At 44.6% G+C, this 23,067-nt stretch carries 21 protein-coding genes; all 21 read right to left on the bottom strand.

Translation table 11 applies throughout. From position 1 onward, the window contains the following. Positions 1–95: 95 nt before the first annotated feature. The 21 genes from AMICO_RS04255 to AMICO_RS04155 all read right to left on the bottom strand — a co-directional run bounded on the left by AMICO_RS04255 (position 96) and on the right by AMICO_RS04155 (position 23,067). Positions 96–1,289 carry a phosphoglycerate kinase gene (locus AMICO_RS04255; RefSeq protein WP_013048234.1) on the bottom strand — a complete coding sequence of 398 codons (1,194 nt, stop codon included), beginning with the start codon at positions 1,287–1,289 and terminating at the stop codon, positions 96–98. 3 nt (positions 1,290–1,292) lie between these two features. Next, a complete protein-coding gene (gene gap / locus AMICO_RS04250) occupies positions 1,293–2,312 on the bottom strand; it encodes a type I glyceraldehyde-3-phosphate dehydrogenase (protein WP_013048233.1) in 1,020 nt (339 codons plus the stop codon). A gap of 66 nt (positions 2,313–2,378) precedes the next feature. Continuing rightward, positions 2,379–3,275: a DNA-binding protein WhiA gene (gene whiA / locus AMICO_RS04245; RefSeq protein WP_013048232.1), complete on the bottom strand. Its 897-nt coding sequence runs from the start codon at positions 3,273–3,275 to the stop codon at positions 2,379–2,381. Positions 3,276–3,282: 7 nt separating this feature from the next. After that, on the bottom strand, positions 3,283–4,395 hold the full coding sequence (locus tag AMICO_RS04240) for a gluconeogenesis factor YvcK family protein (RefSeq protein ID WP_013048231.1): 1,113 nt from the start codon (positions 4,393–4,395) through the stop codon (positions 3,283–3,285). Further along, positions 4,395–5,285 carry an RNase adapter RapZ gene (rapZ, locus tag AMICO_RS04235; RefSeq protein WP_013048230.1) on the bottom strand — a complete coding sequence of 297 codons (891 nt, stop codon included), beginning with the start codon at positions 5,283–5,285 and terminating at the stop codon, positions 4,395–4,397. Before rapZ ends, AMICO_RS04240 begins: the two co-directional genes overlap by 1 nt. Beyond that, a complete protein-coding gene (locus AMICO_RS09875) occupies positions 5,275–6,090 on the bottom strand; it encodes a MogA/MoaB family molybdenum cofactor biosynthesis protein (RefSeq protein ID WP_041459334.1) in 816 nt (271 codons plus the stop codon). Before AMICO_RS09875 ends, rapZ begins: the two co-directional genes overlap by 11 nt. Next, positions 6,087–6,578, bottom strand: coding sequence for a cyclic pyranopterin monophosphate synthase MoaC (moaC, locus tag AMICO_RS04225; RefSeq protein WP_013048228.1), 492 nt, complete (start codon positions 6,576–6,578; stop codon positions 6,087–6,089). The genes AMICO_RS09875 and moaC overlap by 4 nt, the downstream gene beginning before the upstream one ends. 6 nt (positions 6,579–6,584) lie before the next feature. After that, on the bottom strand, positions 6,585–7,562 hold the full coding sequence (gene moaA, locus AMICO_RS04220; protein WP_013048227.1) for a GTP 3',8-cyclase MoaA: 978 nt from the start codon (positions 7,560–7,562) through the stop codon (positions 6,585–6,587). Continuing rightward, a complete protein-coding gene (locus AMICO_RS04215; protein ID WP_013048226.1) occupies positions 7,550–9,457 on the bottom strand; it encodes a substrate-binding domain-containing protein in 1,908 nt (635 codons plus the stop codon). Before AMICO_RS04215 ends, moaA begins: the two co-directional genes overlap by 13 nt. Further along, on the bottom strand, positions 9,451–10,677 hold the full coding sequence (locus tag AMICO_RS04210) for a molybdopterin molybdotransferase MoeA (protein ID WP_013048225.1): 1,227 nt from the start codon (positions 10,675–10,677) through the stop codon (positions 9,451–9,453). Before AMICO_RS04210 ends, AMICO_RS04215 begins: the two co-directional genes overlap by 7 nt. Before the next feature lie 15 nt (positions 10,678–10,692). After that, positions 10,693–11,364: an SPOR domain-containing protein gene (locus AMICO_RS04205; RefSeq protein WP_013048224.1), complete on the bottom strand. Its 672-nt coding sequence runs from the start codon at positions 11,362–11,364 to the stop codon at positions 10,693–10,695. 107 nt (positions 11,365–11,471) lie between these two features. After that, complete coding sequence (ftsZ, locus tag AMICO_RS04200; RefSeq protein ID WP_013048223.1) at positions 11,472–12,635, bottom strand: cell division protein FtsZ; 1,164 nt, start codon at positions 12,633–12,635, stop codon at positions 11,472–11,474. Between the two features lie 22 nt (positions 12,636–12,657). Beyond that, on the bottom strand, positions 12,658–13,974 hold the full coding sequence (ftsA, locus tag AMICO_RS04195; protein WP_013048222.1) for a cell division protein FtsA: 1,317 nt from the start codon (positions 13,972–13,974) through the stop codon (positions 12,658–12,660). Between the two features lie 34 nt (positions 13,975–14,008). Then, complete coding sequence (locus AMICO_RS04190; RefSeq protein ID WP_013048221.1) at positions 14,009–14,779, bottom strand: hypothetical protein; 771 nt, start codon at positions 14,777–14,779, stop codon at positions 14,009–14,011. Positions 14,780–14,809: 30 nt separating this feature from the next. Next, positions 14,810–15,709 carry a UDP-N-acetylmuramate dehydrogenase gene (murB, locus tag AMICO_RS04185; RefSeq protein WP_013048220.1) on the bottom strand — a complete coding sequence of 300 codons (900 nt, stop codon included), beginning with the start codon at positions 15,707–15,709 and terminating at the stop codon, positions 14,810–14,812. 3 nt (positions 15,710–15,712) lie between these two features. After that, positions 15,713–17,128, bottom strand: coding sequence for a UDP-N-acetylmuramate--L-alanine ligase (murC, locus tag AMICO_RS04180; RefSeq protein ID WP_013048219.1), 1,416 nt, complete (start codon positions 17,126–17,128; stop codon positions 15,713–15,715). Beyond that, positions 17,129–18,217: a UDP-N-acetylglucosamine--N-acetylmuramyl-(pentapeptide) pyrophosphoryl-undecaprenol N-acetylglucosamine transferase gene (locus tag AMICO_RS04175; protein WP_013048218.1), complete on the bottom strand. Its 1,089-nt coding sequence runs from the start codon at positions 18,215–18,217 to the stop codon at positions 17,129–17,131. Beyond that, a complete protein-coding gene (locus tag AMICO_RS04170) occupies positions 18,214–19,314 on the bottom strand; it encodes an FtsW/RodA/SpoVE family cell cycle protein (protein WP_013048217.1) in 1,101 nt (366 codons plus the stop codon). The genes AMICO_RS04175 and AMICO_RS04170 overlap by 4 nt, the downstream gene beginning before the upstream one ends. After that, positions 19,311–20,684, bottom strand: a complete 1,374-nt coding sequence (gene murD, locus AMICO_RS04165) for a UDP-N-acetylmuramoyl-L-alanine--D-glutamate ligase (RefSeq protein WP_013048216.1) — start codon at positions 20,682–20,684, stop codon at positions 19,311–19,313. Before murD ends, AMICO_RS04170 begins: the two co-directional genes overlap by 4 nt. 32 nt (positions 20,685–20,716) lie before the next feature. Beyond that, positions 20,717–21,664, bottom strand: a complete 948-nt coding sequence (gene mraY, locus AMICO_RS04160; protein ID WP_013048215.1) for a phospho-N-acetylmuramoyl-pentapeptide-transferase — start codon at positions 21,662–21,664, stop codon at positions 20,717–20,719. After that, complete coding sequence (locus tag AMICO_RS04155) at positions 21,661–23,067, bottom strand: UDP-N-acetylmuramoyl-tripeptide--D-alanyl-D-alanine ligase (RefSeq protein WP_013048214.1); 1,407 nt, start codon at positions 23,065–23,067, stop codon at positions 21,661–21,663. The genes mraY and AMICO_RS04155 overlap by 4 nt, the downstream gene beginning before the upstream one ends.

Raw genomic sequence — 23,067 nt, 5'->3', positions numbered from 1 at the left:
AACTCCTTCCTTTTTGATCTTCTTTTAAAATTGAGACGGGAGCTTTTGGCTTCCCGTCTCCTCTAGTTGCGATCTATCTTTTATCTGGCCTTCGCTTATTGTGTTTCTAATAGAGGTTCAATGCCGGGCAATATTTTCCCTTCACAAAATTCCAGGCTTGCGCCGCCCCCGGTCGAAACGTGGGTTACCTTTTCTGAAAATCCTAATTTCTTGACAGCTGAGGCCGTATCCCCGCCACCCACTACGGTTACGCCACCATTTTTTGTACATTTTTCTACCGCTTCTGCAACAAGACGGGTTCCTTCTGCAAGAACAGGGTTTTCGAATACGCCCATGGGACCGTTCCAAAGGATCGTTTTGGCCTTTTCAATATATGAAGCAAACAAAGCGGCTGTTTCTTTGCCAATATCAAGCCCCATATCAGAAGGAGAAATCTCATTTACAGAAACCTCTTTTCTGGGAGCGTCACTTTCTAAAGAATCAGCCACAGCTGTATCCACTGGAAGTACAATATCTACGCCTATCTCTTTGGCCTTATTCAGCATTTGACGAGCAAAATCTGCCTTGTCCTCTTCATAGAGGGAATGTCCGATATTTTTACCCTGAACGGCAAGGAAAGTATAGGCCATGCCGCCGCCAATAAGAATTGCCGACACTTTGGTGAGAAGGTGGTCAATTACTTTTATCTTATCTGATACTTTCGCTCCACCAAGAATCAATACAAAAGGTTTCTCAGGGGCCTCGCTTACAGCACTGAGCATTTCAATCTCTCTGGATATGAGATGCCCGGAAAAGGAGGGAAGGTATTCCATTACACCTCTTGTTGAAGCATGAGCCCTATGAGAAGCGCTAAAAGCGTCCATTACAAATACCTCAAAGGGATGTGCGAGTTTTTTTGCAAAATCAGAATCGTTCTTTTCCTCTTCTAGGTAAAACCGGGAGTTCTCCAAAAGAATGACCGTACCAGCAGGGGCAGAGTCTACCGCGTTTTTTACTTTCTCTCCAATGACGTCATCTACAAAAGTCACAGGGCATCCCAAGGCACTCTCAATCTTTTCTACAACATGGCTTAAAGACAGGGAATCAACCCTTTTACCCTTCGGGCGTCCTAAGTGAGAAACAAGGGTAACTTTTGCTCCCCAATCAAGAAGCTGGCGAATAGTGGCAACGTGAGCATTAATTCTTGTCACGTCAGTAACTATCCCATCTTTTAAAGGAACATTGAAGTCTACCCGCATGAGTACCTTTTTATTTTCTACATCTTGACGAGAGAATTCTCGTAGCTTCATTCCTTACAGCCCTTTCTTGATCATATAGTTTACAAGATCAATACAACGGCAGGTGTAGCCCCACTCGTTATCGTACCAGACCAAGATTTTTACCATGTTGCCAATAGACATGGTATGCCGGGCTGCAAAGATAGAAGAGTGCTGATCTCCGATAAAATCAGAGGAGACCAGATCGTCTTCTTCATACACCACATAATGGTTCATGTCGCCTGCTGCTCGTTTTTTCACCGCCTCGTTTACTTCCTGGGCTGATACTTCTTTGTTAAGTTCAGCAACAAGGTCTACAACTGAAACGTCAGGAGTGGGAACACGAAGGGCTATACCGTTCAACTTGCCTTTGAGCTCGGGAATGACAAGTCCAATCGCTTTAGCTGCTCCAGTAGATGTGGGAACCATGGAGAGAGCTGCAGCTCGGCCGCGGTGGAGTTTCTTATGGGAAGAATCCATCAATTTCTGATCATTTGTATAGGCATGGGTAGTTGTCATAAGGCCTCGGGCTATACCGAACTCTTCGTTGAGGATCTTCGCCACAGGAGCGAGACAGTTTGTAGTACATGATGCATTTGAGACCACATGATCCTTTTCAGGGTCATAAAGACCTTCATTAACGCCCATGACAAAAGTAGGGATCCCTTCTCCACTTCCCGGCGCTGTTATAACAACTTTCTTCGCTCCCGCTTTTAAATGTGTCTGAGCTCCTTCGAGATCCTTAAAGATGCCTGAAGACTCTATCACGATGTCAACTCCAAGATCGCCCCAGTTTAATTCAGAAGGATCCTTATGGGCTAGAACTTTTACCCTGTTGCCATTGACGATGAGATCGTCTCCATCAACCTGAACCTCGCCGGGGAAACGGCGGTGGATGGAATCGTATTTAAACATATAAGCCCTCTGTTCGGGGGTTGTACGGCTATTTGTCGCCACTATCTCAAAAAGACCCTCCTGGTCATATTGATACATAGCACGTAAAGCAAGTCTTCCAATGCGGCCAAAACCATTGATAGCAACTCTAACCTTCTTCATTATGCAGCACCCTTTCTATATATACATTGTAATAAATTCTAATAAAATATTATTTCTCGAAACTTATTATATACCGTGAGGCAATTGCTCAGCCATTTCCTTTAGCTTTTGCCAACGGTATTTGACAGTACTTTTACTTACTGGTTTTGAAAGTAATTGTCCCAACTCTGTCAAAGTAGCGCTAGGATATTGCATCCGTGTTTCTATAAGCTCTTTCAAAGGTTCTGGCAAAGTCGCCCAGACCTTTTCGTTCTGAAAGACTTTAGCTATTTCGAGCTGCCACTCAGCAGCCTCAAGAGTTTTTCGTATGTTGGAAGCATCGCAATTCACAAGTCTATTCGCTCTGTCACGCATAGCCCGAACAATGGCCTTTTCCTCTAATTTCAAAGATGTATCAAAAAGTTTAAAGTTGCTTAGCAATGTAACAATTTTCTCTTGATCTCGTAAAAGCAATTCATATTGTTCGTCCACCATACGCTTGCCCATGGGGAAATGATTGTTTTTCAAAAGGGATAAGACCATGTCCATCAATCTATAGAACCTGAAGCGGAAGGCAAGGTAATATCCGCTTTTAGGCACATATAAAGAGCCGCAATTTCCCCATACTCCCCGCAGCCATGCCCAATCATTTTTTCTTTTAGCGTTTTCTCCCCAGACAACAACTTCAGCTATTAGTGTTTGGGGAATGGAAAGAGTTACGTTTCCCTTAAAACTGGCTGGAACGTTAAGGATCGTTGGCAGTTCAACTCTCTGCCCCCATCGGGAATGGGACCAAATTCTTCTTAAACGCCGGAATACCCATAGTCGCCGCCCTGAAAGGATAACTAATCGTTCCTTTGTTAAAAATTCAGGTGACGCAGGCATAAGTCCCCAAAGGACTCCTGCTACTTCTGAATCTGCATTTGTACTGGAAACAGGAGAGAAAACCCATTCGTCCCACATCGTTTCACTAATGCTCTTCATGGCGTGGTTACACTTCTTTCAAATCTCTGCATATTCTCATAAGAGTTTCTGAAAGGGCCTGCCCATCATGGCGGACCACAGATTCTTCATAGACCTTAACGTAATTTCCTTCAATAATATGACAGCCTTTTTCCAGAATCCTTTCCCGTTGAGATTCATCTAAATATAATGGAACCGCTCCTTCATTGAGATAGGCCTGAAGAAGGGCTTCCGGTATCGACCCGTTATTGACCACCACATAATCCGGAACTGCCTTCACCGCTCTTTCGACCCATTCTAAGTGGTGCAGTATATTCATTCCATCTGTTTCTCCTGGCTGAGACATAAGATTGGCAACGTAAACTCTGGGAAGAGGCGATTCCTGAATTTTCTGGGCAACTTTCGGCAAAAGCAAGTTCGGTAATACACTGGTAAAAAGACTTCCTGGCCCCATAACAATAAGATCTGCTTCCTCTATGGCCCGTATCACATCAGTAAGTGGCCGGGCGTCTTGTGGCTCAAGCCATATATCCTTCAAATTTTTTCCGCAGGAAGAAATTTGCAGTTCCCCACGGCATAGCTGCCCGTCCACTGTTTCAGCTATAAGGGAAACCGCTTCAGTTGTTACCGGTAAAACCTTACCTCGAATGGCGAGAAGATGATTCATTTCTTCTACGGCAACACGGAAGTCGCCGGAAAGCTCTGTAACTGCCAAAAGAATGAGGTTCCCAAGGCTATGGCCGGAAAGATCTCCTCTATCGAATCTAAAATCAAGAATATTGCGAAGGGCATTATCATTTTCTGCCAGGGCAACAATACAGTTTCGAACATCCCCTGGGGGGAGAACGCCCCATTCCTGCCGCAAACGGCCGGAACTTCCTCCCTCATCTGTGACAGCCACTACTGCTGTAATGTTTCTTGTGAAAGATTTAAGCCCCAAAAGCAAGGTAGAAAGTCCCGTTCCACCGCCAACAGCTACAATGTGAGGCCCCATGGACAGTCTATACTCTACTACCTTTGCCATAACATCTTTTTTAGGAGAAGGACGAAAAAGACTTACTTTCCTATTTTTAAAAGAGAGAACAAACAAGGTTAGAAAAGCTGTGATTAATCCTAGGAGATATGCTATGCGCCAATCCATTACTCTCCCACCTGGCCTCGTTCTATATCCCTGTGCCTTACCACACACCGCACGCCCTTTTTACTATAATATTCAGAAAGCCACTCCACCACTGCTACTGAGCGATGCTGGCCACCGGTGCAACCCACAGCTATATGAAAGGGTGATTTCCCTGATGAAAGGTAGACAGGAATGAGAAAATCCAAAAACTCATAACAACGGGCAAGAAATAGGCGTGTTTCCTCAGGGGTTGAAATATAGCTTTGGACATCGGGATCCTTTCCCGTTAGATGGCTGAGTAGAGGAACATAGTGAGGGTTCACTAAAAATCGCACATCCAGCATGAAATCACTATCCTGTGGAATCCCGTATTTGAAACCAAAGGACGAGAATACTACGGACGCAGTAGCTTCAGTCCGTATAAATTCAGCTATGAGACGATCTTTGAGACCTCGTATGGAGAGCCCAGATGTATCAAGTACCACATCAGCATATTCCCTCACTGGAGCCAATAAGGCTCTTTCTTTCTGGATGCCCTCGAGAACAGGTATATGGTCTCCCAGCGGATGTCTCCTTCTTGTTGTTTCAAAACGCCGTACTAGGCTTTCATCAGAGGAATCCAGAAAAAGAACCTGTACAAGAGGGATGGTCCCTTTAAGAGAATCAACGACAGAAAAAAGGTCATTAAGAAGCCGTCCCCCCCTAACGTCGACAACGGCTGCAAGTCCTTCCTGCACTGCCGCCCGGTGTTGGGAAAGGAGCTCCAGAAGCTGCGGCAACAATGCTGGAGGGATATTATCAACGGCAAATAGCCCCTGATCTTCCAGGATGTTCAATACCGTCGATTTTCCGGCTCCTGACATCCCCGTAATAATAAGACACCGGCGAACTCTGTTATTCTTAATGTCCACATTCCTTCTCCCAATCTCGTAGTATTTCAACGCCGTGTCTCAGCACTGGGACAACGGCCTCAAAGCACTCAAGAGCCCCCTTCTGACTTCCAGGAACAGCAATAATCAGGCTTTTCCCTCTTGTTACAGCAAGCCCCCTGGAAAGAATAGACCGAGGTGTATAGTAAACCGTACGACTTCGCATAAACTCCCCTATTCCCGGGATTTTCCTATGGGCTACGGCCTCCAGAGCTTCTGGCGTTACATCTCGCTCTGATAGACCCGTACCTCCTGTCACCAGAATAAGATGAAGATCCTTCTGGTCGACCCAGTGGCGGAGCTTTTTTTCTATGGTTTCCTTTTCATCGGGAACAATGGACTGTTCCTCTACGATGCCGCCAATGAGAATTACCGCTCTGGATAAAGCAGGACCAGCAGTGTCATCCCTTAAACCCTGACTTGCTTTATCACTCACCGTTAAAACACCAACACGCAGTGATCTCCATGTTTCTATTTCCGAAGATACAGAAATAAAACCACTTTGCTGCACAGAAAGTTCCCACTGAGAAGGGGCGTGTTGTCTTTCTATACGAAGCAACACGTCACTTTCTGCAAAGGCCAACAAATTCCCTATCTCCAGATCTTTAAGAAGGGAGACCCGTAAGATACAGGCCGCACCTTCATAAGCAGGCATATCTCCTGGCTTTACTATGAAAAGAGTGGCCAGGTTCCCATTAACAGAAGATTGACCATCTCCTCGCTTGTTGACATAGCATATTCCATACTCACGCCGATCCTCATTACTCAAAATACCGAGAAGTTTCATTCATGCTCCTCCTCTGAAACCCTATAATCTCCACTTTTGCCCCCAATTTTATGAAGCAATCGCACATTTTGTATCACCATACCCTTATCTATGCCTTTACACATATCATAAACTGTGAGGGCTGCTGCCATTACGCCAGTAAGAGCTTCCATTTCTACTCCAGTTACACCTTTCGAAGCCGCATTGCACGTTATCTTAATCCTGTTTTCTTTAGGCAACAGCTCACAGTGGATCTCTACCTTGTCAAGACTTATATTATGACAGAGGGGGATAAGTTCCGAAGCTTTTTTTGCAGCCATTATTCCTGCAACTTCCGCAACTTTCATTACATCTCCCTTATCTGTGGTTCCCGAAAAAAGGGCGTCTCGAATAGTTTGAGGCAATAAAACCACTCCCTCGGCAAGAGCCTCGCGTGCAGTCCTTTCTTTTCCGCCAACATCGACCATTCGCGGGTGTCCAAGGTCATCAAGGTGGGAAAATGGCTCCATGTCAAATTACCCTCCAATCCGAGACATATGTTCATCTCCCGACTCCATATCAAGCCATCGTCGGGGTTTCATCTTAATTGCCTCTATAATACCCTTTTTTACCATTTCTTCATCCCGTTCTCGTAATGCATTGCTAATGTTAACCCCCTTTTGGCTAAAAAGACATGGTAGAACTTGCCCTGTAGACGTTATGCGGAGACGATTGCATGTATCGCAAAAATGATGGGTTACCGCAGCTATAACTCCAAGACGTTGCCCTGTCAGAGTATTCACTAGATAGCGGGCAGGACCTGCATTATCTTTACTTTCTGAGGTGTCGTCCCGCCAACTGTTTGCATCCGGAAGGGATGAAAGGATGTCATCTGCGGAAATAAAACGGTTGTAATTCCAAACATCCCCATGAAGGGGCATAAACTCTATGAGACGAAGCAATACTCCTTCCCTCTCTGCAAATAATAAAAGATCGCCTATCTCATCTTCGTTAAACCCATTTATCAATACGGTGTTGAGTTTCACTATAGTGTCGCTATGAATGGCTACTGACCTGATTCCCCGAATAACATCCTGAACGTTGCCGGTGCCTGTTATGAGTTTAAATTTTTGCGGGTCCAGGGTATCAAGACTTATATTTATACTTTCAAGTTTAAGGGATAAAATATCATCTGCTACAGATGCAAGCATTGACCCATTGGTAGTAACGGAAAGGGCCGCCTGCGGGAATTCCTCTCGCACTTTTTTAAGGAATAAAGGAAACCCCTTTCTTACAAAAGGCTCCCCGCCAGTAAAACGAAGCTTGCCTGCTCCCATATTGGCAAGGACATTACAAAGGAATAATAAGTCTTCATATCGAAGGATATTTCTATGGTCGATCCACTTAATGCCTTCACGAGGCATGCAGTACTGACATCTGAAGTTACAGCGATCTGTTACTGAAATACGAATGTAATGCAGGATTCGACCGAAGGAATCCTTCAGGAGTTCCATCGATATCCCCCTAACTTATCTACGTCCCGCCTCCACTCTGGATCGTCCAGGGCATCCATAAGAGCCTGAATGCATGGATGATCTTCATATTCCTGGGGGTAAACAAGCTCGTAAGGCTCTTCTGTTATAGGAATAAAATCAAGGCCGAGAGCATCAGCAGCAGCCTTAATGCCCAGTGCAGCATCTGCTACCCCCGAAGCAATACGATTTGCGGCATCGAAATGGGTAGTAGCCTGAATTGAATATCCATTAACATCAGAAACAGCTATCCCCTTTTCTTGCAAAAGAACATCGAGGAGCACACGAGTGCCCGCCCCTGGTTGACGATTTATAAATCTAACTCCTTTTTCTGCCAGGTCTTCAATAGTTAAAACATGAAGGGGATTACCAGGTGCCACAAGGATCCCCTGTTTTCTGTAAAAGAGCAAGCGACGTTTCCACTGCTTCCCGTTAGAAAGTTTTTCAATGTATGTGTTGTTATACGATCCTTTTTCTGGATCAAGAAGGTGGCAAGCCGCAATATGACACTCGCCCCTTGCCAATGCAGACAAACCGCCAAGACTCCCAACTGAACGATAGATAAGCTCACCACCCCTTTTATGCACATAGGATCCCAGACGTTCAAAAGCGGGGTCATTCGATCCTTGGAAAAGAAGACGGCGAGTCCAATCTATTTTGCGAGTCAGCCATACTTTTAAGTTCGTTCCAGCCGGACACTCTGCCACAGGCCTGGGCAAAAGGGCAAAACCATCTGCCTCGGACATGGTCCACATGGTACTAGAGCCTGACGAGAGAGGAAATACCCTTTTCTCTCCCTGCAAGGCTATTGCCTTTATCCGCAGCCATTCATTTCGGCCGGGTACAGACGAACAGGGAGTCAGAAGCTTCATTGTTTCTTCTGTTTCCGCACCCATAGCCTGTTTAAGAACTGTGGCTTCATCGAAATTCCCTTCTGCTAAAAGCTGGAGGAGGGGCAAAACAAGGGTCCATAAAACAACAGCTGTTGACATTGGAAATCCAGGAAGATCTACCACAGGTTTTCCCTTCACCTTCGCTGCCATTGCTGGACGCCCTGGTTTCATCAAAAGCCAGTGGAAAAGCATGGTGCCTTCTTCAGAAAGGATAGTCGATGTATAGTCCTTTTCTCCTTTGGCGGAACCTGCCCCTACAAGAAGAAGGTCATAATCCTCCACCCCATTGAGAATGCTTTTGCGGATGATTTGAGGGTCATCTGGCAGTGGACCTGTTACATCGAGGGGGAATCCCCAACGGTGGAAATAAGCTTTCAACATGGTAGAATTGCTCTCTACTACCTTTCCGCAGACTGCTCCCTCACTTAACCATGTCTTGCCAGAAACTATTTCATCACCAGTTGGAATATACAGTGTTCTAGGTTTGCTCCACACAGGAACGAAAGAATACCCCGACGCAAGAAAGAGTGCCGCTAATGCAGGAGAAATTTTGTCTCCGGCACGAGCTATTATTTGTCCACATGTCACATCTTCCCCTACTGGACGAATATTATCTCCCATTGAAAGAGTTTTATATACGGCTAATTTCCCGTCTTTCACAGAGGAATCCTCAACCATTAAGACTCCGTCATATTCGAGAGACACAGCCATCCCGGTATTAATCCACTGGTATTCCTCTCTATCAAGAAACACTGGCGTTGCCGAAGACGCATTTGCTGTCTTTTTAGTAGAAAGAGCGTAACCATCCACAGCTGAGGCGCTAAAATGAGGTACATTCCTCTTCGAAAAAACATCCTCTGCTAGAATTAGATCTGTACATTCATCTACGGGGACATTGCTCTTTTTGTGAAGAGAAGAGAAATTCTGTCTAAAAACCAACCATGCTTCTTCAATGGAAACATGTTCCCTCCATTTTTTCACCATGGTATAAACTCCACCCTTTCTCCCTGGCGAACTGTTTCTACCTCCTCACCCAAACGAATAAGTCCATCTGAATGGTTTAGGGCTCCTACATACCCTGATTTAGCCAGGATGGGAACAACCCGATTATCCCGCAGCGCTGCGGGATAAAATTTTTCTATACCTGTACACCCTATGATATCAGTTGTTGTCTCTAAGGAAAATGCGCTTTTCTTGGATATTCTTCCTGCAATGAGGTCAAGAAGGGGAATAAGCAGAACTTTTGCCGCTACCATACAGGAAAGAGGGTGACCTGGGAGTCCCATTACTAATTTCTTCTCTTTTAATGAGCCTGCTATTAAAACAGGCTTGCCTGGCGACATTCGAACCCCTCGTACAATTAATCCTGGTGTTGCCAACGTTTCGAGCACTTCAGAACAATAATCCCTGACACTCACTGAAGAACCTCCACTAATGAGGATCACGTCAAATGCATGAAGAGCTTCATATAAAGCGTTCTGTAAAGCCTCTTTTGTATCTCGTATAATTCCTAAAGATGTCACATCATACCCCTGATCTTTGAGAAAAGACCAAAGTACCCAGCTATTTACATCTCGAATGCACCCGGGGGGCAATGGATCTGTTTTAGCCTCCATTATTTCGTCCCCCGTGCTAAATATGCCTATTTTAAGGTTCAGACAAGGCACTAGGATTTGCCCCATGGTAGCAAGAATGCCCAGGGTTTTAAAAGATACTCTGTCGCCGCGACAAAGCACTTTTTCTCCCAAGGAAATTTCTTCCCCTTTATAAATTACATTTTCTCCCCTCTGCGCCCCTTTGCGAACCTCTATCCAAGGGCCGCTTGTTGCTGTATCTTCGAGCATAACTACACTATCAGCGCCCTTTGGCAAAATTCCTCCTGTATGGATAGCCATCGTTTCCCCTGGATTAAGAACCTTGTCCGGCACCTTTCCCATAGGAATTTCACCAATCAAATTCAGATAAACTGGATAAGAAGAAGTTGCCCCTGAAATGTCTTCACTTAGGACCGCATAACCATCCCGCAAACTTCTTGTGAAAGGAGGAGATTCTATCGAAGATATTATATCTTCGGCAAGGAAACCACCTAGACACTGCTCAATATTTTGAAGGTCAAAAGAAAGGTCCCACGGGAAACGTAGGACCTCAGATACTTTAAGGATACTTTCTAACCGATCTGTTAAATTTTCAACAAAACCGGACATTTCCTTTCTCCTTTTCTATCGCAGACGAACGACAAGAACAGGATGGCCTGCCTGCTTTAATTGATTTGCCTGTTTGTCAGCTTCACCTCTTTCATTTCCAGCCCAGACTGTCACTCTGTAAAAAGTGCTGTTGCTGACAAGAGCCTTGGACACAAAGGCCTTATACCCTTCTTTTTCAACTTTTTCCTTTAAGCGGTTCGCCGATTCATTGCTCTTAAAAGAGCCTATCTGGACACCCCAGGCACTATTCTCCACTCCCCCAGTTATGAGTTTCCCATCATGAGCTGGAGCAGCCATGACCACTTTTGCGCTTTCAGCAGTTACAGCAGCAGGTTTCTGCGTTCCGCCTTCCGATGCGGTCTGGGGGGTAACAGGTGCTGCAACCTGGGGAGCAGTTGGAGCTGTAGATCCCGCCACTGGAACAGCATTTTCAGCTTTGTCAGGTGCGGCTTTAGGGGGCTCATCAGCTGTAGATGCGACTGTTGAAGATGGGGCCGCCGTCGTAGTCGTTTTTTCATGAACTATAACCGGCTTATGTTGTTCCCGAGAAGGCTCTGAAAGAAAAAAGAATTTGATGCCCACAATTAAGAGACCTACAGCTATGAGTCCAATAATAGGAAGCATCAGGTCTCCAAAGGGAAGCATCGGTTTTTTGTCTCTCTGCCTGCGATTCTCACGTGCTGACATGGGAAAACCTCCTGTTTTTTCAGTTCTACAAGAAGAAACGGGCAAGAGCCATCTTAAAACGGCCCCCGCCCGTTGTTGTGTTTAAATAAAATTCCCTTTGACGAGGGTTATTTTGAGGAACGTGACGACCTTCTGATAATTGAAGGAACATCATAGGTGTTTTTGGGAACGCCGCTCATGGTAAATAAATCTTCTTCTGGAGCTGAAACAACTTCGGCCTCCTCTAAGACAACACCTGGAGAACGCAAAGTTGTTTTACTGGTACTTACCGCTTTCGCTGTTCTTGCTGGGGGACGTCGATCTTTTTCAGAAGAGAATCCTGTCGCAATGACAGTTATTTTCATCCGATCTTCCATAGATTCATCAATGGTGTGCCCCCAGATTACTGTGGCATCTTCATCTGCAGTTCCCTTTATCACTTCTGCTGCCAGCTGGATTTCGTGGATACCAATATCACTGCTGCCAGTTATATTAAAGAGTATTCCCTTTGCGCCATCCATAGGAGTGGCCATAAGCGGACTATTAATAGCAGCTTTTGCCGCAGTTTCAGCCCTATTATCCCCATGTCCCTCACCAATCCCCATAATAGCGGAACCTGCATTTTTCATGACAGTCCTCACGTCAGCGAAGTCAACGTTTATAAGGCTGGGCTTTAAGATAAGATCTGTCACTCCCTGAACCGCCTGACGTAACACTTCATCTGCAAGCTTAAAGGCTTCTGTCAGACCTGTTTTTTTATCCGCAATTTCAAGGAGACGATCGTTTTCTACCACAAGAAGAGCATCTACTTTCTCTTTAAGGATTGCCGTGCCATCGTTAGCATAATTCCTTCTTCTCTTCCCTTCAAAAGAGAAAGGGTTCGTTACTACCGCAACAACAAGAGCTCCTGACTCCTTTGCTATTTCTGCGATAACAGGAGTCGCACCTGTTCCCGTTCCGCCCCCCATGCCGGCTGTAAGGAAAACCATGTCTGCGCCTGAAATGAGCTGTCGTATCTCTTCTATAGACTCTTTCGCTGCCTCTGATCCCACGTCTGGGTCAGCACCAGCACCAAGCCCTCGAGTAAGTTCTCTTCCCAAAATGACTCTTGTTTTCGTTTCAGAAAGCCCGAGAGCTGCCATATCTGTATTAGCAGCAATGCATTCCACACCCTCAATGCCATTTCGGATAATGTGATTTAAAGCATTACCGCCACCGCCTCCAACCCCAATAACTTTAATATTTTCCCGATGAGGCCGTGTCGCATTGTCTATCTGAAAAACATGCTCCATTCCGCATCCACCCCACAATACATCAGAAAAGTTCTTTAATCGATTTCTTCACCATCTCGAGGAAATGGCGAAAGCCTTCCCCCCCGCTTGCGCTTTTAGTGTTTCTCTGTTGTCCTCCTCTTTTTGCTGCCATGTAGGCAGACATTCCTCCTGATCGAAGAACCTCAATTGGCGCTTCGATATACCGATAGGGGTTCCGCTCTTTATTCATAATATATCTAATGATTCCGGAAGAAGTGGTGTACTCACAATCATTCCGCCCAGGAGGCATTTGAAAACTATCAAGGGGATCAGCAATACGAACTGGCAAATTCATCACTTCAGTAGTGAAAGTTTCAATCCCGCCTGTTTTAGCTACACCGCCCGAAAGTACAATCCCCGCTGGAAACATATGAACATTCTGGTCGGAAAAGGTCTTTAACACATGATCAACAAAAAGCTCTTCAAGACGGCAAGAAACCACATCAACAGCCTCTGAAACCTCAAGAAGCTTTGTTCGTCCCCGCGCTTCAACTTCTACCGTATCATCATTTTCATCGAGAATAAGAGAAATCTGATGTTTGATGTTTTCAGCTTTGCTGATAGGAATTTTAAGCACATAAGCTAGATCATTAGTTATATGGTCTCCGCCAATGGGGATAACTGTAAGTCGGACAGGACGTCCGTCAGAAAAGAGAGCCACTCCGGTTGTGCCTCCTCCAACGCAGAGGGAAACCGCACCGGTACGTGTTTCTTCATCCGTAAGGGAACCAAGGGCGCTAGCCAGAGATTTAATCACAAGTCCGTTGACATTCAATCCTGCGCTCTCAACACAATTAATAATATTCTGTATAACAGATGTAGGTACGATCACTGACTGCAGTTCAATTTCCAGACGTATTCCCGTCATTCCAAGGGGATCATCTATACCGCTGTTTCCATCAAGGGAGTATTTTACTGGGATGGTATGGAGAGTCACGCGATTTGAAGGAACCGAAAGCTCACTCTGGGCCGCTTCAATAACACGCTCAATGTCCTGGATGCCTACTTGTCGAGGTACTCGCCCCAAGGAAACCATACCTCTCGACGTTATACTTGTAGCGTCAATGCCACTAAAAGCCACAGTCGCCTCGTCGATTTCGAAACCAACCATTTTTTCAGCATCCTGTACTGCCATCCGTACAGCTTGCACCGCCTGTTCCAGGTTTACAATAAGTCCCTTGCGGATACCCAAAGAAGGAGCTGAGCCAATACCTATAATCTGGGCATCCTGGAAACGGGAATCCCTTTCCGCTACAACAACTGCTATTTTACTGGTACCTAGATCCAGCCCCACTATTATTTCTGGCTCTGTGTACACTTTATTCCCGCTCCCTTCCTACGATCGATCAAATTCATAGCGTTTTAACCACTATCTTATTCCCATAGGTCGCGTCTATCTCTACAATTTCATTGCCAGAAGGCAGATCTTTCATAACCTTTGGTAATGCCTGTGATATAACTGGCCACCTCTCTGTATCCTCATCAAGATAAATACTTATAAAACGTTTTTCCCATTTTACTTCAATTGTGAAGCTGTAGCTACCTGCTTTTCTTCCAAGCTCAACTTTCTTGATTGGCGCACCCCAGTTATTTTTTCTGATTTCTTCGACCCAGTTTTTGAGAGAACTGAGAGGCAAAGCACTTTGAAAGATAACTCGGCCTGGCTCTCCTGCGCCATCTATAGGAATTGGAAGACTATCTTTTAAATTCCATACTGGAACGTCAATATCCACATTATTTCCATAGATGTACTTGCTTGCGACGCTATCTCCATCCCATATTCTGCCATCTCTTGACATGTACCAGCGTGTCCCTTTTTGCACCAAAACGATCCAAACATCCAGGGGTTGTGCGGATACCTGTATATCCCTAAAAGAACGAAACTTTATTGATAAATCAACAGGAATTTCCCGTTCAATCTTCTCTTTTACCTTATCCCGGCAGAAAAAGACAGCGGGACAGAAACGTAAATAATCCGAACTGAAATGACTCCAGAACACTTGTTCAGAATAGGGGTCAGGAAGATGTAATTCCATACGTTGTGAAGATAGCAATAAAAAATTGGATTCGACGCAATACACTATCCCCAATATCAAAAAAAGGAGTAATAGCAAGCGTTTCACATGCAACCTCCTCTACTTTCCACTTCATGTTCAAAAGCCCCTCACTTCAAGCTCTAGAACATACCCCGTCTTCTCAAACACTCTTCTTCGGCACTCTTCTATCAGAGCCCAGATGTCCGCTGCCTTAGCATCACCCATATTGAGAATGAAGTTGGCATGGGCCTCAGATACTATGGCACCGCCTACTCGAAGTCCCTTGCAGCCGCATTCATCTAACAGCTTCCCGGCACTCTCGCCGTCAGGATTTTTGAAAATACATCCGGCACTTTTAAAACCACGAGGCTGGGATTTTCTTTTTTGCAAAAAATTATCAGCCTTTTCTTTCACCCAATATGGATCTTTTGCCTGTAAACGCAAACCACACGCTGTCACTATATAGTTTCTTTCCTGAAGAACTGATCGTCGGTAGCCCCAGGGCAATTCTTCTTTCTTAAAACGAAGCACCTCTCCACTCTCATCTACAACTTCAACCCATTGTATTACATCTGAAACAGTTTCTCCTTGAACACCTGCATTTCCTATGATAGCGCCGCCTACAGTTCCAGGAATCCCGATACCAAACTCCATTCCGCTAAAACCATAGCGTAACCCGAAAGAAACAAGGACTCCTAGAGAAACTCCGGTCCCAACTTCTATGTCTACCTCATTGTTCTTTCTAAAAAGAGAAAAGGATGATAGGTATTTTGTACAAAGGACGAAACCCTTTATGTCGCCATCTGAAATTATAAGATTGCTTCCTCCTCCTATAATATTGAGCGAAGTATCCTCTTTCATTTTTACAAGAGTCACAAGATCTTGTGTAGAAGCAGGCCAGATACAAACATCAGCACTACCCCCCACACCAAAGGTTGTAAGGGGCGAAAGAGGAAAATGTTCTCTCACAGGTCCCGCTATACTTCGTTTCAATAATGCGACATTGCAGGGGGTCATTTCTTAAACCACCCGTTTCTCCTTCACTTCAACAAGCATCTCACCTACCGCGGAAACATCTCCCGCCCCTACCGTAACGACAACGTCTCCCTCTTCCATAGATTCTTTGAGAAGGGCGACAGCATCATACATATCGGAGCAAAGAATACAGTTCTTGTACTGGCGAAGCTGCAGTTCGGAGTAAATAAGATTGGAATCAATACCTTCTATGGGTTCCTCATCTGCCCCATAGACTGGTAATAGAAAAAGCCTATCCGCCAGGAGCAGAACATCTGCAAAATCCTTGTACATAGCGGCTGTACGGGAAAAGCGATGGGGCTGAAAAACAACATTAAGTCGTCTTTCTGGAAACATTTGGGATAGAGTGTTCAGAGTCGCCGCTATTTCCCGTGGATGGTGACCGTAGTCATCATAAATGTCCATACCATTTGTAGAACCAATATACTGTAACCGTCGTTTTGCCCCCCGGAAAGTTTTCAGGGTCTTTTTAATCAAAGGGAAGGGAACTTCAAGACGATCTGCTACTACACAAGCTGCCAGCGCATTCATTATATTGTGATCTCCAGAAACTGAAAGTTTAACTTCGTCTACAAACTTCCCATTTTTTGCCACAGAAAAGGAAACTCCGCCGCCAGGGACATGTTCAACGTTATAAGCGCCCCAATCCCAGGCACTGCCCCAACCATAGGTGATTACTTCATTTTTAAGATGATTTTCATCAAGTATCCTTGTCAATCCCACATCTTCACCGCAAAGGACAACTACACCGTCATCTTTAGGATTAACTAAGAACCTACCAAAGGCTTCAATTACACTATCAAAAGTAGGATAATGGTTCACATGATCCCAATCAGCATTTGTTAAAACAGCTATGTTGGGATGAAACCCTTCAAAAGAACCGTCGCTTTCATCAAGTTCTGCAACCATATAGGGACCCTCTCCAAGTTTAGCGTTCACTCCTATATCGCAAAGTTCGCCACCTATAGCTAATGTAGGGCTCAACCCGGACTGCTCAAGGATGAGAGCGATCATGGATGAGGTTGTGGTTTTGCCGTGAGTTCCAGCGATGCCAATCCCATATTGGGAATCGAATATCCAGCTCAGCACTTCTCCTCTTTTAGCTGTGGGGATACCCCTCCTTTTGGCATGAAGGAGCTCCTCGTTATCTTCTGGAATAGCACTGCTATAAACAATTAGGTCTGGGGAAAAATCATCAAGATGCTCTTTACCGTGATGAAGAACAAAGCCAATATTATCCTGAATTACTTTATCCACATATGACGTCCAATTCACATCGCACCCACTTACATCGTATCCAAGATCTTTCAGCAAGAGGGCGAGTCCGCTCATGCCTGCCCCGCCTATACCCATGAGGTGAATTCTGTTAATTCCCTTTAAGTTTGATATTATTAAGTCCAATCACAGACTCTCCCTTCGCATTAACGAGATTAGAACATCCCAGATCCTTTCACAACTACGATCTTCAAATCCCCTCTGAGATCTCTCGTCAAGCTTCGTACCATTATCGACTTTCGAAACACAATCAATGAGATGGTGTTTTAATTCAAATACAGAGGCCTGCTCATCCCATACGAAATTTCCCATAGTTTCTTTCTCAAATAGCACGGCATTCCGCACTTGGTGACCATCAGAAGCGCCACGCCAGGGGACAATAAGCGATGGGATGTTAAGAACCATGAGTTCGGATAAGGTAGAAGCCCCTGCTCGCGCTATAACAGCATCGACAACCGAATAGATTATAGACATATCCCACTGTCTTTCAACAGCTATAAGAGTATTTATATCGGGACATCGTCCTTTTCCTCCCACTACTAGAAAAGTAACGTTTTTGAGATCAGGCGCAGATGCCAATTCACATATAGTTTTAAAAAGTGGCGAGCTCGTTAATGACCCACTAAGCACCCCAACAATAGCGCCCTTTGGAAAATCAACCCCTGTATATAGTTTACCCCAAGCTTCTATACGGTCAACCTTTTTAAACTTACGAATTGGAATTCCAACATAATTAAATTGATCCTTTTCTAAAGGGCGGCACTCTTGCCATCCAGAGAGCACGGGAATACCAAATTTCTTTGCTAAACGAGTTACTTTCCCGGCTACAGAATTTTGCTCATGAATAACCAGCGGTATCCTATGTAATAAACACGCTAGCATAGGTGGAAAAGAAACATATCCGCCAAAAAGGACACAAACATCGGGACGATCTTCCCTGATCAGGGAAACGGACTGCAAAAAAGCGGAAAAAAGACTCCCCAATCGGCGAATGACCTTCCCTGCTTTTAAAACCCCAAGGGGAGAGCCTTCTATGGGCAATACCGTTGGGGCAATGTTATTCTGACTGAATATTTCCCATTCCAGGGGCCTTGAACCACAGATATATTCTATTTTTACGTTCTTCATTTCTCTTTCTTCGATCCATTGCCCAAGAGAAATAGCTGGAAAAATGTGTCCTCCTGTTCCTCCCGCTACAAAAAACAATTTTTTCATGACTGTGCACCTGCAATCTCTTTTGTTATACGAACAATGAGACCGGCTCGTACCCACATCATTAACAGAGAGCTCCCCCCGTAACTTATAAAAGGCAAGGGCATTCCAGTAAGTGGCATTAATTTCAAAACTCCTCCTACATTAATGAAGAAAGGAACTAGTACTGATATCACAAGCCCCCATAAAAGGGTTCTCATAAAGGGGTCTTGCGCCTGTCTGTATATTTTGTAACACCTAACAACCCAGATAGTAAAAAGGAAAACCACTAGACCAGTTCCAATAAATCCAAACTCCTCACCTATTGCAGCAAATATATAGTCCGTATGTGCTGCCGGAAGATAGTTCATTTTCTGAAGGCCTTTCCCTATTCCAACTCCAATAAGTCCGCCGTTCGCAAAGGCGACAAGGCCCTGTATAACCTGGAAACCACTGTCAAGGGGCTCTTTCCATGGATCAAGAAATGCTACATATCTACGAAGACGATAGCTTTCTTTTATTAATATGGGGAAAAGGAGAGATATACCCCCAATACCAATAATCAAAGGGTAGCACCATCCTTGATTTTCCACTTGGATTCCCATACAAATCACAGCCAGAAGAAGCATTCCTCCTATGTCCGGCTGCATTAGAAGAGGCAGGGCAGAGAAAAAAATCATTGCCATTGTTATAGTCCAAAACTTCCTAGATGAAGAAAGCTCTGATCGAGTGAGGCATTTAGATAAATGAATAACCGTAGCCAAGAGTAAAAGCTCTAAAGGTTGAAATTGAAGGGCTCCTACATCTATCCAGCGTTTTGCTCCCCCTGCCTCTATTCCCAGTCCCGGTATTAGAGTGCTAAAGGAGAGGAGGAAACCAAACACCCAGAGAGGGCCGCTCACTTTCTTCCATAGTGAAATGGGAAGCAAGTACATGATAAACATGGCACAAAGCCCTAAAAAGCTCCACTGAACCTGTTTGAACCCAATAATAAAAGGAGATCCCCACGATTCCATAGATTGTGGCGAAGTGAGAGATACTATCATAACGATTCCCAAACAGTTCAGCACAAGAGGAATGATCCAAAGAAGAGGATCCACGCGCTGTGCCTTCTCGCTCACAACAATCCTCCGTATTTATTGACAAGGTGCTGGAAATGTTCCCCCCTCTTCTTATAACTGGGGTACATATCCCAACTTGTGCACGCTGGCGAAAGAAGGACGGTTTCGCCTGGAAGAGAAAGAGCCATCGCTGCTTTCACAGCATCTTCCATGGAATCAACTTCAATATGCCGCGCAAAGCCTGCCCCCTCAAGAGCAGTAACGATAGGCTTCTTTTCTGCCCCAAGAACAATAGCGACTCTGGCTTCTTTTTTTACCGCTTCCGCAAGGGGAGAGTAATCCTCTCCTTTCCCCTGACCGCCAAGAATAACAACCTTGGGGCCATGTATTGAAGTTAAGGCAGTTGCACTTGCCGCCACATTCGTCCCTTTTGAATCATCAATATAACGAACGCCATTAATTTCAGCCACAAAAGTGCACCGATGAGGAAGAGGTATAAAATCCGAAAGTTGTTTTGTAAGGTTCGAACAAGGAACGCCCCCGAGAATGAGAGCAGAAGCAGTCATAGCTAAATTTTCAAGGTTATGCCGCCCGATAAGATCCACATCTCTATAATCAAAAAGTAATTCTTTTTTGTTGTAGGAAAGCCAGGCTTCCTGTTCTCCCATGCAAATATAGGCATCTGTCTTATGAACCGGCTCCTGCCCTTCCCAATAAAGAGAAGCAACAGCCGATTTGCCCGAGAGTTGAAGAGCGTCGACGTCTCTGTTTTGAACCACGGCCCAATGCCCCGGTTCCTGCAAACGGACAAGACGCGCCTTTGCTTTCAAATAATTCGTGAAAGAACCATGCCAATCTATATGATCAGGTGCCAAATTAGTCACTATAGCTACGTGGCTTTTTAGGAGATGGGCCCAGTAAAGTTGGAAACTGCTCAATTCAATCACTATAAAATCCAAATTCTGACTGGCATGCAAAGAAAGAGGGTTTCCGATATTTCCAGCCACAGCCGTCTTGTATCCGTATTTTTTCAGAAGATGACCAATAAGCATTGTGGTCGTGCTTTTTCCATTACTCCCCGTTACCCCAATAACTTTCCCTTTTATATGGGGAGCAACAAAATCAATTTCTCCAATTACCGGTATTCCTCTACCCTGAGCCTTTTTAACGACGGAAGCTTGAGGAGAAATACCTGAACTGACAACAATACAATCCGCATCTAGTGCTCTTAAGCTATTCCCTCCAACTTCCCACTGAATGTCCTGTAATTTAAAAGCCTCTTCTACTTCGGGAGAAAGAGTGTCCTTTTTTTCTGTCACAAAGACATGGGCTCCAAGGGTTTTTGCTAATATCGCAAGCCCCTTTCCACTTACTCCAGCACCAAGAATTGTAATCTTTTTCCCGGCTATATCCTGGTTGCTTTCCTTCATAACCATGCCTTCTTTCAAGCGAATTCTTCAGCTCACCACTGTAAAAAAATGTAAATTAAGGCCCATGCGCCAAGTCCATGAATAAGCCAGAAGCGTGTTACGATCTGGATTTCGCTCCATCCCGAAAGTTCAAAATGATGATGAAGGGGACTCATCTTAAAGACCTTTCTTTTAAATTTATGTATAGCTACAAGTTGTATGGATACTGAAAGTATTTCTATACCAAACAAAAAACCTAATGGGATAACAGCAATTATAAAATCACTAAAGACACATAGAGAAACAAGCATTCCTGCCAAAAAATGGGATCCCACATCACCCATAAAAACTGCTGCAGGGTAGGCATTATACCAAAGGAAAGCCAGACTCATAGAGAGAGTGCCAAGTGCGCAACCCCGTACAGCCGAATTTCCAGGAAACCATGTTAAAAACATTACAAGAGAAATGATCGTAGCGCCAATAGCCAGCCCATCAAGCCCATCAGTTACATTTACAGCGTTAAGCATTCCGATAGTTAGGATAGCTAAAAAAGGAACGGCAAACCACCATGGAAGCAGAACTCCTGGACAAAGGCTCACTCCCTGCTTCCATGACATTAGAATAGCCCAGGGGACAACAATAATAATCTGAATGACAAGCTTAACAAGACTCGGGAACCCCTCACTGCTGCGGCTCTTAAATTTGATCCAGTCGTCAGCAAATCCTATTAAGGCAGCCCCCCAGGGCAAAAGCCATATTATAAAGACATCCCAAAAAGCGGCCCATCCCATCACAACTATGACTATAAGGGTTATAAGAGAAGCTAATATAAACATAACCCCACCCATAGAAGGCGTTTTGCTTTTCGTTTCAATATGATTTTGTGGCCCATATTCCTTTTGTACCTGGGTCATATTCCAGCAATTAGAACGTTCTATCCAATCTCTTTCTAAGAAAAATGCACATAGAAAAACAACACCGAAGAGAAAAAGCGAATTCACGACTCTTGCCCCTCCATAAGAATTAATACGACTTTTTCCAGATGGTGGCTATGGGACCCTTTGATGAGCACCCCATCCCCAGACCTTATCATTTTAGCCAGTTCTACAGCAAAGGATTGCACTTTTGATACAATAACTATTTTACTCCGTTCATGTTCTGGCATTTTCTCCAGCGGCACTTTCCATTCTTCTCCTACTAGGAAAAGAGCATCTAAAAAATGAGTGCTCCTTAATATTTCTTCATGAAGTACGCTTTCTTCCTTCCCTAACTCTTTCATACTGCCAAGGATCGCCAATTTGCGCCCCTTGACCTCTACAGTGGAAAAGGTGTTCAAAGATGCTTTCATGGAAGAGGGATTGGCATTATATGAATCATCAATGATGACCGCTCCAGCTCTTGTTGAAAAGACCCTTCCTCTGCCTGGAAGTGAAGTCATGGTCTCCAGGTTTCTCAATGCCTCTTCAAGAGGGTACCCCAACTCCCTATAAAGGGTTAAAGCGTAAACTAGAGAAAGGGAATTATGGGTTCCCCATAGGCCGCAATACAGATCTGAAATAACGCCATCTTCCCATCGAATTGTAGTTTTTAGGCGTGGCAGATTTTCTACCAAATCAAAAGTAGATTGGCAAATTCGAACTTCGCCCTTTCGAACTCCTACTCCAATCTTCTTGCAGGTTCCATAAACTTGTCCTGCTGCATTGGCGAGGTTTTCATTATCAGCATTAAAAATGAGGGTTTTTAAATGAGGAGACCTGGTAATCTCCATTTTGGCTGCTATAACTCCTTCCAATGTTACCAAACCTTCCAGATGGGCAGAGCTTACTTCTGTAATAATGCACCTTGTTGGAGGAAAATACTGAACCATCTCTTCTATTTCCCCAGGTTTATTTGTTCCCATCTCCAGTATGAGGACATTCGTCCCTGCCGGCATCGCAAGGATTGTAAGAGAGCATCCGATGAGAGTGTTAAAACTTTTCTCAGCACCGAAAACAAGTGGCATTCCCTCAAAGCATTTCTTTAATACTTCTCTTGTGGTAGTTTTGCCCACACTTCCTGTAATAGCTATCACTTCATCTGGCAAACACGCAGAAAGATAAGCCGAAGCCATGCGTGCTAAATCCACAACAGAGTCATTCACTTCAATAACTGCTCTATCCCGAATTGACAGTCCTTGGGGGATCCGTCCTTTTTCAGCAATGATGAGAGAAGCCCCCTGATGTAAAGCATCCTTAATATAATCGTGCCCATCTTCAGCATTGCCGCGTATCGCTACAAAAGCAGCTCCCGGCCGAACTTCTCTGCTGTCGGCAGTAAAAAAGTCTGGAAGGATAATGTCTTCTCCCCACCACGAAGCACCGATAGATTCCGCCAGATCAGAAACTTTCCATAACTGCCATTTCAC

Source organism: Aminobacterium colombiense DSM 12261 (assembly GCF_000025885.1).
Classification (GTDB): Bacteria; Synergistota; Synergistia; order Synergistales; family Aminobacteriaceae; genus Aminobacterium; species Aminobacterium colombiense.
The sequence above is the reverse complement of the archived record's forward strand: the minus strand, read 5'-3'. Positions and strand labels throughout refer to the sequence as shown.